General features: G+C 39.3%; 8 protein-coding genes and 1 tRNA gene. 5 read left to right on the top strand and 4 right to left on the bottom strand.

Annotated features, from left to right (window positions below; all coding sequences use genetic code 11):
• Window positions 1-52 precede the first annotated feature (52 nt).
• From R3X28_RS00945 to R3X28_RS00930, 4 genes are all read right to left on the bottom strand, one after another.
• On the bottom strand, window positions 53-202 hold the full coding sequence (locus R3X28_RS00945) for a hypothetical protein (protein WP_282055567.1): 150 nt from the start codon (window positions 200-202) through the stop codon (window positions 53-55).
• A gap of 1 nt (window position 203) precedes the next feature.
• The gene (gene feoB, locus R3X28_RS00940; RefSeq protein WP_317661728.1) at window positions 204-2441 is read right to left on the bottom strand and encodes a ferrous iron transport protein B; all 2238 of its coding nucleotides are present in this window, start codon (window positions 2439-2441) and stop codon (window positions 204-206) included.
• Window positions 2438-2683 (bottom strand): ferrous iron transport protein A, encoded by a 246-nt coding sequence (locus R3X28_RS00935; RefSeq protein WP_282055565.1) that lies wholly within the window; start codon window positions 2681-2683, stop codon window positions 2438-2440. Before R3X28_RS00935 ends, feoB begins: the two co-directional genes overlap by 4 nt.
• An 88-nt stretch (window positions 2684-2771) precedes the next feature.
• Complete coding sequence (locus R3X28_RS00930; RefSeq protein WP_317661725.1) at window positions 2772-3446, bottom strand: SCO family protein; 675 nt, start codon at window positions 3444-3446, stop codon at window positions 2772-2774.
• A gap of 158 nt (window positions 3447-3604) precedes the next feature.
• Here R3X28_RS00930 and rseP point away from each other — a divergent pair, with 158 nt between their 5' ends.
• The 5 genes from rseP to R3X28_RS00905 all read left to right on the top strand — a co-directional run bounded on the left by rseP (window position 3605) and on the right by R3X28_RS00905 (window position 13083).
• Complete coding sequence (gene rseP / locus R3X28_RS00925) at window positions 3605-4960, top strand: RIP metalloprotease RseP (RefSeq protein WP_317661723.1); 1356 nt, start codon at window positions 3605-3607, stop codon at window positions 4958-4960.
• A 261-nt stretch (window positions 4961-5221) separates the two neighbouring features.
• The gene (locus R3X28_RS00920) at window positions 5222-8374 is read left to right on the top strand and encodes a SusC/RagA family TonB-linked outer membrane protein (protein ID WP_317661721.1); all 3153 of its coding nucleotides are present in this window, start codon (window positions 5222-5224) and stop codon (window positions 8372-8374) included.
• Window positions 8375-8390: 16 nt separating this feature from the next.
• Window positions 8391-9875 (top strand): SusD/RagB family nutrient-binding outer membrane lipoprotein, encoded by a 1485-nt coding sequence (locus tag R3X28_RS00915; RefSeq protein WP_317661719.1) that lies wholly within the window; start codon window positions 8391-8393, stop codon window positions 9873-9875.
• Between the two features lie 148 nt (window positions 9876-10023).
• A tRNA-Asn gene (locus R3X28_RS00910) sits at window positions 10024-10097 on the top strand.
• A 349-nt stretch (window positions 10098-10446) separates the two neighbouring features.
• Window positions 10447-13083 carry an MGH1-like glycoside hydrolase domain-containing protein gene (locus tag R3X28_RS00905; protein ID WP_317661717.1) on the top strand — a complete coding sequence of 879 codons (2637 nt, stop codon included), beginning with the start codon at window positions 10447-10449 and terminating at the stop codon, window positions 13081-13083.
• The last annotated feature ends 213 nt before the right edge of the window (window positions 13084-13296 follow it).

Here is a 13296-nt window from a genome sequence, read left to right as displayed (position 1 = left end):
GTTTTGTTAAGAAAATTAAATGGGCAGGATAGAAAAGAGTAGTTCCTATGGTTTAATGGCAACCGCAACCATCTTCCCCACAAACTTTTTTTGGACTTTTTTTAGAAGAAAACAACGAATTTGGCAATAAGAACTTACCCACCATATAAACTATGGCCAATGCAACGATGATATAAACGACTATTTGTTGAAACAGTTCCATGTTATTTCAATATTTGATAGGCGATCAATGCTACAATATAAGCAAATAGAGTCATAAAAACCAATTGTGCCAAAGGCCATTTCCATGAATTGGTTTCGCGTTTTACGATGGCCAATGTACTCATGCACTGCATGGCGAAGGCGTAAAAAAGTAGTAAGGATATTCCCGAGGCCAAATTGAACAACGGTTTATTGGTGTTCGCATTCATTTCAGCTGACATGCGGTTTTTTATAGTGTCTTCCTCATCGCTTCCAACGCTGTAAATGGTGGCCAAGGTGCTAACGAATACCTCCCTCGCAGCGAATGAAGTGATCAAGGCAATGCCTATTTTCCAATCATAACCCAAGGGTTTAACCATGGGCTCAATGGCCTTACCCATGTTTCCGATATAGGAATTCTCCAATTTATAGCTTGCTATTTCCTGATGTTTGGCCTTTTCGAACAATTCTTTCTGATAGCTTTTTATAGAATCGGTAACCTGTGCAGGGCCTATTTTATATACATTTTTTGCAATGCTATCGTTAAGGGCAATTTCGTATACGGCAATATCGTTCGCGATATTTTCTTGATTGAATGCTGACAGGCCTTCGTCCTGTATCCTTTTTTCAATGATCGATTCTGCATTTTCATACTTGTCGGTAAATCCGTTAGAGCCCAAAAACCATAGAATGATAGATATGGCCAGAATAATTTTACCTGCCCCAAATACAAAGCTTTTTGTTTTTTCCCATACCGTATATATTACGTTTTTCAACAAAGGGAGTTTGTAATTGGGCATTTCCATAACGAAAAAAGTGCGGCTTTTGATCTTCAACACTTTATTCAGGAGCATCGCTGAAATTATCGCGCCGCCGAATCCTATTAAATACAAAAGCATTAAGGTCATGGCTTGGTATCCTAACCCTAAAAAGCGACCTTCGGGAATGACCAATGCTATGATGATAAGATAAACAGGAAGCCGTGCAGAACACGTAGTAAAGGGAGTGACCAAGATGGTTATTAGTCGTTCTTTCCAATTTTCGATGGTCCTTGTTGCCATTACGGCAGGTATGGCACATGCCGTACCCGAAATTAATGGGACAACACTCTTACCGCTTAAACCGAATGGTCGCATTACACGGTCCATCAGGAAAACGACCCTACTCATATATCCGGATTCTTCCAGGAGTGAAATGAACAAAAACAGGAATGCGATCTGAGGAATGAATATGACGATTCCACCGATTCCCGAAAGGATGCCTTCAGCTATGAGATCGGTCAGCATTCCAGGGGGTAATGATGTCTTTACCCATTCACTGGCCGCTGCGAAAGATTCATCAATAAAATCCATCGGAATACTGCTCCAGTCATAGATCGCTTGGAAAATCGTCATTAAAATAACCAAGAAAATCAGGTAGCCGAATATTTTATGCGTCAATATTTTATCAAGAGTGGCCTTAATTCCTTTGGCAGCATTGATATCGACTTTATAAGTCTCTTTTAAAATGGAATTGATGAATTGATACCTTTTTATGGTCTCTTTTTGTTGTAGCCTCTTAAGTTCAGATTTTGATTTGGTATTGAATGATGAAGCATCTTTCACCAGATTTTTTTCCAAAGGCATAAAGTTCACGTCTTGCGTGATAACGAGCCAAAGCTTGTATAGGTCTTCCTTGGGGAATGTTTCCTGCAAACTTTTAAAATACTCTGGGGCGATTACCGTTGTATCCACATTTGGTGCAATCGATAGGTTCTTATAGTCGGCTATCAACTCTTTTAACCTTTCTATGCCTATTTTCTTTCGGGTGCTTACCAAGGCAATTTTGGTATCCAACTTTTTTTCCAGTAGTTCAATATCCACTGAAATTCCCTTGCGAGCCATTCTATCTGCCATGTTTATGACCAGAATGGTTGGTATTTTCAGGTCCTTGATTTGTGTAAACAGTAACAGATTCCGTTTTAGGTTTTCAACGTCGGAAATAACAATGGCCAAATCAGGATGGTCCTTGTCATTTTTGTTCAAAAGCAATTCAACGGCAACACTTTCGTCGAGAGAGGTTGTATTAAGACTATACGTTCCCGGAAGGTCTATTATATGGGCTTTTACACCTCGTGGTAGTTTGCAGATCCCTTCTTTTTTCTCAACGGTTATCCCGGGGTAATTGCCTACTTTCTGGTTCAATCCGGTCAATTGGTTGAAAACCGAGGTTTTACCTGTGTTGGGATTGCCGATTAGAGCAACATTTATTTGCTTACTCATATGCTTGGGATATCTTCAATAAGATCCAACTCAATCTTAAGTGCCATGGAACGCCGTATCGCTATATGGGAGCCATTGACATTGATATATAAAGGATCTTTAAATGGTGCCACTTGCACCAATTCAACTTCATTACCCGGCAAGCATCCCAGTTCGAGCAATTTAATGGGCAAAAGATCATCCGGAAATTCCCTGATGACTCCTTTCTGCCCGCGCTTGAGATGTGCAATGCTTGTACTCAATTTTTATTTAGAATGATTATAAGTAAGAGCAAAAGTAAAGGAAAAAAGTGAATTAGAGCGCCAAAGTCGATGTAAATCTTCCAAGATTTTATTTTGAGTAAGAGGCTTTCAATAGCCTAAGATCATCCATTAATCTATCGATGTCCTCTGTTTTCGTACCATCATAAAAACCGCGGATCCTACGTTCCTTGTCGACTAATATGAAGTTTTCGGTATGGATCATATCAAACGGGCCACCATCCCCATCGGTCTTAACGGCCAAATATGATTTTCGTGCCAGTTCATAAATCTGTTTTTTATCACCAGTGACCAAATTCCATTTAGTATCATCAACCCCTTTTTCCATAGCGTATTTCTTTAATTGGGCAACGGAATCGATTACAGGGGTTACCGAGTGCGAAAGAAGAAGAACATCATCGTCTTCTTTGATTAATTCCTGTATACCGGCCATATTCTTTGTCATGATAGGGCAAATGGTGGGACAGGTGGTAAAGAAAAAATCGGCAATATAGATTTTACCTTCATAATCTTTTTGGGTAATGGTCTTTCCATTTTGATTGGTTAACGAGAAGTCCGCCACGGTGTGGTATTTCTTTACATGCTGCAAAGTGCTGTCAACAAGTTCTGGATTAACCATTGTAGGCTGGTAAATGGTCAACGTTTTTTTGGGTTGAAGGGCTTTGTAGAAGAGCACCATAATGATGATCGATATGATCGAAAACACAATGGCAAAGAGTTTGTATTTACCGAAAAAGGAACGCATGATTTTTTTTTCAAAGGTACATTAGTCTACTGCGGTTATCAAATATTGGGGGTGTCGATGCTGCTAAATATTTCACAAAATGGAAGTAGCTCTAACAGTTTCTTTTTGTAAGACCTTGTAAAAGCGTACTTTTGTGCGATCAATTTTAGAAATAATAAATGAGTCCGATAGTAATACAAATTATTCAATTCTTTTTAAGTCTGTCCCTTTTAATAGTGCTCCACGAGCTAGGACATTTTATTCCAGCAAAGATTTTTAAGACCAGGGTTGAAAAATTCTATCTCTTTTTCGATATTAAATTTTCACTTTTCAAGAAAAAAATCGGGGAAACCGTTTACGGTATCGGCTGGTTGCCTCTTGGGGGGTATGTGAAGATTGCCGGTATGATTGATGAGAGTATGGATACCGAAGCTATGAAAGAAGAACCCAAAGAATGGGAGTTTCGAAGCAAACCGGCCTGGCAGCGTTTGATCATTATGTTGGGTGGGGTTACGGTAAACTTTATTTTGGCCGTAATTATCTACGTGGGACTCGCTTTTGCCTATGGCGATGAATATGTACCTGCAGATAGTTTAAAAGATGGGTTTTTAGTGACCGAAAAATCCCTTGGTGATAAATTAGGTGTGCAAACCGGGGATAAGATCATTGCTGTAGATGGTAACAAGATAGAGGCCTTTAGGAATATATTGCCCGAAATCGTTTATGGTGAGACCATGACCGTTGTGCGGGATGGGGATACTTTTGAACAGGAAATACCTGTTGATTTTATCGCTACCCTGTCAGAGGACAAGGAAAAAGTACGTTTTTTAAGTTATAGGTTGCCTTTTATCATTAAGGATGTTGCAGAAGGTTCGTTGAATAAAGATGTTGGTTTCCAGGCTTTCGATGAGGTTATAAAGGTAAACGGTACAGCAGTATCTTATGTAGATCAGGTAAAACCCATTTTAGAGGCTAATAAAGGTAAGGAGGTCGTGGTAACCGTAAAAAGGCAAGGTGGTGATCTTGTTGATTTGAACACAAAGGTGAGCGATGAGGCAACCATTGGGGTTCATATTGGCGGATTGACCATGGAGGACTATGCGGAAAGGGGTTATTTTGATATAAAAACGAGGAAATATTCCTTTTTGGAGTCGATTCCAGCAGGAGTTGACAAAGGTGTCTCAACCTTGAGTACCTATATAAAGGGTATGAAGAAAATATTCAATCCGGATACGGGGGCTTATAAAGAAGTTGGTGGCTTTGCAGCCATTGGTGGTTTGTTCCCCGAAAGTTGGAACTGGCCTGTCTTTTGGAACACAACGGCATTTATTTCCATTATATTGGCCTTTATGAACATTCTACCTATACCTGCATTGGATGGTGGCCATGTAGCCTTTTTACTCTATGAGATGGTTACGGGAAGAAAACCGAGCGACAAATTTTTAGAATATGCCCAGATGATCGGGTTCTTTATATTAATAGCACTATTGCTTTTTGCAAATGGTAACGATGTTTATAAATGGTTATTTAAATAGAATATTTATTTAATAAAAGTATCCATTATTTAGGGGTATACTTTCCATTAAGAAACGGATGTTCAAATTGCCTACAAGGGTTTGGAAAACCAATTAACAATAATTTAAGATTACCCCCTTCTTTTTATTGAGTATTGTTAATAAATGAAGCAATATTATCTATTGTTGAATTAACATTTTCCCACACAACTTATATCGTAAATAATTTAAGAAAAGTTTGATTAATTACTAGCTTAGAGTGTTAATCAAACTAAAATATTTATGAGAAAAAGAACTATTCTATTCTTTCTTGTTTTTTTAAATGCCATTGCATCATTTGTTATGGCGCAGGAAATGATGGTCTCGGGTACTGTAGTTGATGGTGCCGGAAATGTATTGCCTGGGGTAAATATTCAGGTAAAAGGAACACAGCGAGGTGCTTCGGCCGATTTTGACGGCAAATTTCAGATTGCGGCCTCTAAGGGTGAGATTCTGGTTTTTTCCTATTTAGGATTTACCAGCAAGGAAATCGAGGTGACAGGGAATCGATTGGACGTTACGTTGGAAGAGGACACTAATGAACTGGACGAAGTTGTGGTAACGGCTTTTGGTGTAGAAAAAAAGGAAAAGTCCTTGGGCTATTCCGTGACCAAGGTAAATACAGAGGATGTTATTTTAGCTGGTCAGGTAAGTGCCGTTGAGGCTTTGCAAGGCCGTGTTGCGGGTGTGCAGATCAACCGGGCTTCGGGTTCGGCCGGTGGAGGTGTTGATATTTTGGTTAGGGGAATTTCTTCCATTAATCCTGGGAGAAATAACCAGCCGTTGATTATTGTAGATGGTTTAGCAATCAACAACGATAATATATCGGGGAATGTGTTGCCAAGTGCAGGTTCTAATGCACCAAGTAGTTCTGAGCAATTTGCTTTTTCCAGTAGGTCGGGCGACATAAACCCTGAGGATATCGAAAGTTATAATGTGCTTAAAGGTGCAGCGGCAACCGCCCTTTATGGTGTTAGGGCTGCAAACGGCGCAATTATCATTACCACTAAAAAAGGGAAGTTCGGCAAGGCAAGGATTAATGTTACCATGAACACCACCTTTAGAAATGTGACCAAAGTACCGGAATTACAGACAAAATATAGGGAAGGTTATCTTGGTTCACCCAGAGTGCTTTATACACCAGATACGGAAACGGGTTATACCTTAACCGGTAGCAGCACACCATTCTATTCTTTTGGCCCTGAATACTCAGTTGATACTTTTCAATATGATGATGATACCGTATTGGATTTGAGCAATGATAAATTCCATGATATTTTTGATGATTTGTTCTCTACAGGAATCAATACTCAAGTGAACTTTAACATCAGTGGTGCAGATGATAAGTTCGATTACTTCTTTTCAGTAGGAAACAGTAGCGATCAGAGTATTGTACCAAACTCGGATTATGACAAGTTATCCTTCAGGTTTAAGGGAGGATATAAGGTAACCGACAATTTCAAGATAAGTTCATCGGTACAATTCACGAATTCCGGAGGGCGTAGGGCGAATGGTGGTGACAAGTCGATTATAAGTTCTTTGGCTTATTATTCACCAACGTTTGACATGAATGATTATAAAAATGCTGATGGCACTCAACGTAATTACACGCCTTGGATCGATAACCCCCGTTATTTTGCCGAAGTTAGTGCCTTGACAGATGATGTGAATAGATGGATCGGTAATGTTACCTTTAATTGGAGCCCTTTGGAGTGGCTTAATTTTTCCTATCAAGCACAAATAGACAATTACTCTGACCATCGTAATCGTTTTGTTCCACCTGAATTGGATACAGGCTCTCAGGTTGGTGGTTTTATAGTAAATGAAAACATACTTTTTACAGGTATTGAATCTAATTTTTTGGCAACTATGACCAAGGATTGGAGCGAAGATTTCAACACCACATTTTCTTTGGGTAATCAAATCTCGGATACCAAAAGCAACTATGACCGTATGTATGGTGAAAATTTGAATATTGCGCATTATAATGATATTAGTAATGCTACCATTTTGGATAATTCAAATAGTGTCACCCAAGTTCGTAACGTTGGTTTGTTCGGAGAATTGAAGTTAGAGTATTTAGATAAGTTGTTCGTGACATTTACCGGAAGAAATGACTGGGTGTCCACACTTCCCCAAGAAGACCGTTCGTTCTTTTACCCATCGGTAAGTGGTGCCTATTTGTTTTCTGAGGATATAGCTTCGGAAAGTACCATTTTATCCTTTGGTAAATTAAGGGCTTCATGGGCAGAAGTAGGTAAAGGACCTGGTTTTGGTGATAGTGGGCACTATTTCGTAGCCGATGGGGATTTTCCTTTTGATGGTGTAGGGGGGTTTAGGTCAAGTACCAGTACGGGCTTGAACCTTGTTCCTGAACGAACAAGGACATGGGAAGTTGGTACGGATCTCAGGTTTTTCAAAAACAGGTTGCGGTTCGATTATTCTTACTTCACCTCAAAGGTCAATAACCAGATATTCGATGTGAATATGGCCTATTCAACAGGTTTGTCCTCGGTCACAAGAAATGCAGGGGACTATAAAAATTGGGGGCACGAACTTTTAGTAAGTGGTGATGTTGTGAAAACCGATGACCTAAATGTGGAATTGGTCTATAATTTCTCAACAACCGAAGGGGAGGTAATTGATTTACCCGATGATGTAGAAAGTGTGACTTTTGCCAGTGATGGGGCTCCTGAATTGTACCTTAGGGTCAAGGAGGGAGATAAAATGGGATCCCTTTATGGATACAATTGGACCTATGTTGACGGGGAGCTTTTTATTAATTCCGAGGGCTATCCAGAGATAGATGATAGTGAAGGTTATGTTATCGTCGGGAACGCATTACCTGATTTTATAATGTCTCTGGGCACTAATATCAAATGGAAAAATTTAGGACTCAATTTCTTAATTGAATGGAAGGAAGGAGGGGATAAATACAGTTGGGCAAGACGAAACATGATTCGTAACGGCACAAGTAAAGTTACAGAATATAGAAATATAGACGATTATGTATTCGATGGGGTTATGGAAGACCCTAATTCCCCTGGTACCTATGTTCCCAATACAACACCGACCGCATATGGTTTGGATGAAAGTTATTACAGAAGCTGGACATATTTTACAGGTGCTGCGGAAAACTACCTGCAAGATGCGTCATGGGTAAAGTTAAGGAGTATAGGACTTAGTTATGACTTTACACAATTATTTGGGAAAAAGGATCTTTTCGATAATTTGGTGTTTAGTGTCAGTGCCAATAATATATTGTTATGGACCCCTTATGATGGTTACGACCCAGAAGGAAGTGCATATAGCGCAGGAAGTAACATTTATGGATTCTCAGGTAAAGGGATTCCTTTGACCGAAAGCTATTCCATGGGTCTAAAAATTGGTTTTTAATAAAAAATTTGAAGTAATGAGAAATGTAATTAAAAATATATTTATTGGAACCTTGCTTTTTGGTTTTATAGCCTGTAGCGACGATTATTTTGATGTGAACACACCTTCGGCATCGGTTAACGTTGATGATTTGGGTATGAGCGATCTTTTAGGTCCTGTTATACATAGTACCCTTTATACGCAATACTACGCCGAAACCGTGGCAGGAAATTATACACAGTATTTTGGAGGGTATGGTTATGCCGCGGCGGGATTCTCTGAAATGTCCTCTGCATGGAGTGAGATTTATCTTTATATTTTGCCCAACACAGAGGCAATTAAGGAGAAGGCGGAAGAAAGTGGGGCCATACATTATGGAGCCGTAGCGGAGATTCTTGAGGCCATAAATATCAGTTTGGCTGCCGATATGTGGGACAACATACCTTATTCTGAAGCTACGGATGGAACCGAGAATCCATATCCCGATTTTGATACCCAGGAACAAGTATATGCATCTGCTATAACTTTGTTGGATAGCGCCATCTCTTCACTTCAGTCTGAAGATAACTCAAATATCTCTGTCGGTAATGAGGACTTGATTTATGGAGGGGATATTGACCAATGGTTGAAAGCTGCATTTACCATTAAGGCGAGGTTACAATTACATTTGATGGCAAAGGGGATTTATTCAGCAACAGACGTGTTGGGTACTATTGAAAATGGTTTTACTTCCGTAGATGATGATTTTCAGATGGACTTTCCAAGTGAAGAGTTGAACCCATGGTATTCCAATAACGTTCTCACTAGGAACACGGGTAACTACTATAGGGCTCCCAATGATCAAATTGTAAGTATGATGAATGGTACTAGCTACCCTTTTGAAAGTGGTTTGGTAGATATTGACCCGCGTTTGCCCATTATGTTTCAAAATGATGGTGCTGAAGGTGATCCCTGGAGGGGTTTTGTTAATGGTGGAGAAGGGGAATCCTCTGATGGGGAAGATGCCAATACGTTTTTTAAAGATGGCGGGTATTTCACCAATGCTACATCTCCTTTGGCACTTATAACTTATGCAGAGGCCATGTTCATTAAGGCCGAGGCTGCTTTCTTGGCCAATGGGGGTAATGAAACCAGTGTTGGGGCGAATATCACGGCTTATGAGGCATATATTGAGGGAATAACGGCAAGTATGGAGAAATTGAGCGCGGACGGATCAGATTATATGGCGGATAGCGCAGTGGATGTTGGAGTCAATAACTTAATGCTGAACCATATTATGAAAGAAAAGTATATTGCCAATTATTTAAATGTTGAAACGTATAATGATTTTAGACGATATAATTTTTCTAGTGATGTTTTTAAAGATTTAGCATTACGTTTAGAAGGAGAGGGTGATGATTCCGAATATACAGGTCTATGGTATAGAAGGGCCGTTTATCCGGATTCTGAACAGAACTCCAATGAAGATGTTGTAAACGCTAATTGGCAAGAACCTACGGTAGATGTTTGGTGGGCCCAATAATTGGTAAAATATGTGTATTTAAATCGGGGGCCATAATCCCCCGATTTTTTAATTCAGTTTTTTTTTAATCGCAAAACAGTTTTTGTTTGGCGTATTTGAAAAAAGCATTTATATTTGCACCCGCTTTAGGTAATAAAACAATGTAAATTCCTCCTTAGCTCAGTTGGTTAGAGCATCTGACTGTTAATCAGAGGGTCCTTGGTTCGAGCCCAAGAGGAGGAGCATAAAAATAAAAAGCCTTTCGAGAAATCGAAAGGCTTTTTTGTTTTGTATGGATACAACAATTTAATTTTCTTCGGTTTTGGTGAGAACCATTGACAAAAACAATTAATTTTTCTTATTTATTGATTTATAGGCATTTGAATGTTGTGTGTGTTCATTTCCGTTCGCAGAACCTACTCATCAAGAGTTTGCGAGGTATGAAATATTCATGGCTTTTAGATGATAATCACCGGAGTATTTTGAATAGGATAAGTTGCTAATTGAAGAAAACAAGATGTGTTTAAAAGTCTATAAAAACCCTTCCAATGGTTTAACTTTGTTACACTAACCATTCCTATTCATTAACAATATGCAAAATCTATTCGAAGAGCAAAAACGACTAAAAGAACACTATTCAAAAGACAAAGATTGGCTTAAGTGGGGTCCTTATCTAAGTGAACGCCAATGGGGAACTGTGCGGGAAGATTATAGTTCACACGGTGATGCGTGGAATTATCTGCCACACGATCATGCTAGAAGCAGAACCTATCGTTGGGGTGAAGATGGTATTGCCGGAATCTCCGATCGTTATTGCAACATCTGTTTTGGGATAACCCTTTGGAACGGGAATGATCCTATACTAAAAGAACGTTTGTTCGGTCTTTCAGGACCTCGGGGCAACCATGGAGAGGACGTTAAGGAGCTTTATTACTATTTAGAGAACACGCCTTCACATTCGTACATGAAACACCTGTACAAATATCCTCAGAACCGGTTTCCTTATTCAAAACTAGTTGAGGAAAATAGAATACGGGGTAAGGCCGAGCATGAATATGAGCTTCTTGATACAGGTATTTTCGATAACAATGAATATTTTGATGTCGTTACCGAATATGCAAAGGACGATGCGGAAGATTTACTTATTAAAATATCGATTAGCAATAGAGGACCTAAAGAAGCACCGGTGTATCTGCTTCCTACTTTGTGGATACGCAATTTTTGGAGCTTTATTGATATGGAGGAAAAACCGATAATCAAAAAGGTTAAGGGGTCATCTTCCGTTTCCATAAGGCATCCCTATGTAGGGGATTATAGATTATATTTTGAAGAACCTTCAAAACTTTTGTTCACTGAAAATGAAACGAATCGTAAAAGGATTTTTGGTGAGGAAAATGACCATCCTTTTAAAAAAGACCTTTTTCATGATGCGGTAATCAAAAATGATTATTCGCTGGCGGAGAAGCGGCGTGAAGGAACAAAATTTTCACCACTCTATGAACTAAGCCTGAAAGCGGGAGAAACCCGGGTCATAAAACTAAGATTAACAAAGGAGCCCGAATCTGCACCTTTTGACAAAGGTTTTGAAGCTGTTTTCTCGAAAAGGAAAGAAGAATCCCAAGAGTTTTTGAATGAGGTGACCCGAAAATCATCCAAAGAACAGCGGGAAATTCAAAAACAGGCCTTTGCCGGACTTCTTTGGACCAAGCAGTACTATAATTACGAAGTAGAGAAATGGTTAAATACCGATTCGGAAGATAATCCCGTACCTGAACGAACCAATGGGCGCAACAGTAATTGGAAAACTTTAAGAACCCATGATATCCTTTCCATGCCAGACGCTTGGGAATATCCTTGGTTCGCAGCTTGGGATTCGGCCTTTCATTGTGTCTCTTTCGCCATGATAGATCCTGAATTCGCAAAGAAACAGTTGCTACTGTTTACCAAAGAATGGTTTATGGCGCCTAATGGTCAGATACCTGCCTATGAATGGAATTTCAGTGATGTGAATCCGCCGGTACAGGCATGGGCGGCCATTCATATTTACCAAATCGAGGAACGGGACACCGGTAAAGGGGATCTGAAATTCTTAAAGCGAATGTTCAATAAGCTGGCCCTTAATTTTACTTGGTGGATAAACCGTGTGGACAGGTTCGATAAGAATATTTTTGAAGGAGGGTTTTTAGGCTTGGATAATATTGGGGTTTTTGATCGAAGTGGTGGAATCCCGGGAGGCGGTATTTTAGAACAGGTAGATGGCACTTCGTGGATGGCCCTTTATTGTCTTAATATGTTGGAAATTGCCCTGGAAATTGCCATTGAAGATGATACTTTCGAGGATATGGCCATTAAATACTTTGGTCACTTTGTGTTTATCGCAGAGGCTTTGAACAAGTTGCGGGAAGGTTCCTCAGGCTCATGGGATGAGAATGAAGGATTTTTCTATGATACGTTGATTTTGCCCGATGGGCGATCGGTACCCATTAAGGTTCGTTCCATTTCGGGCTTGTTATCCCTAGCGGCAGTACTTAATATTCGAAAAGAAACCTTGGATAAATTACCCCGTTTTCGTGCAAGTATGGAGTGGTTTCGTAAATACCGAAAGGAAAACGCCAAATACCAGGTTATCGAGGATTATGCCAACGATAAAGATGTTTTACTTTCCTTGGTACCCAAAAAGCGTATGGATATTTTGATTAGAAGTATGCTGAACGAATCAGAATTTTTGGGAAGCCATGGTATACGTTCTTTATCCAAAGGGCACGAAAAACCCTATAATATTGAAATTAATGGGACCAATTACGGCATTAGCTATGAACCGGCCGAATCCCAAACGAATCTCTTCGGTGGCAACTCTAACTGGAGAGGGCCTATTTGGATGCCAATGAACTATTTGTTCATTGGTACTTTAAAGGAATATCATAATTATTTTGAAGATGATCTAAAGTTTCAATTTCCATCAGGAAGTGGTAATTATTTGAATTTAAAGGAAATAGGGTTTGAAATTAGCAAAAGGTTGATTGGGATGTTTGAAAAGGATAAAGAAGGTAATCGACCTATTCATGCGTTGGATAAAGAAAAATACAAAGACGAACATTTTAAGGACCTTATTCTTTTTTACGAATATTTTGATGGTAATAATGGCCGTGGCGTCGGTGCTTCCCATCAAACAGGTTGGACCGCATTGGTAGCTAATCTTATCGAAGAGATAAATCGTTCAAAAAAGTGATTTCATCGCTACTTTGTTTTTCATGACAGATATGGAATTTTAAAGGTTTATGTGGAATAATGTATTAATTCATGGTTTCTAGGTAATCGTTTCTCTTTTAAAATGCTTTTAGCTTTATTTTTAGGATTATTCAATCGGAAAGGGAAAAAGAATACAACACATTAAATCGGTTCTAAAAAGGGACGAAGTTTCCTATGTTATTGTATTACTTAA

Origin of the sequence: Maribacter sp. TH_r10, assembly GCF_033101095.1 — a bacterium.
Classification (GTDB): Bacteria; Bacteroidota; Bacteroidia; order Flavobacteriales; family Flavobacteriaceae; genus Maribacter_A; species Maribacter_A luteus.
The sequence above is the reverse complement of the archived record's forward strand: the minus strand, read 5'-3'. Positions and strand labels throughout refer to the sequence as shown.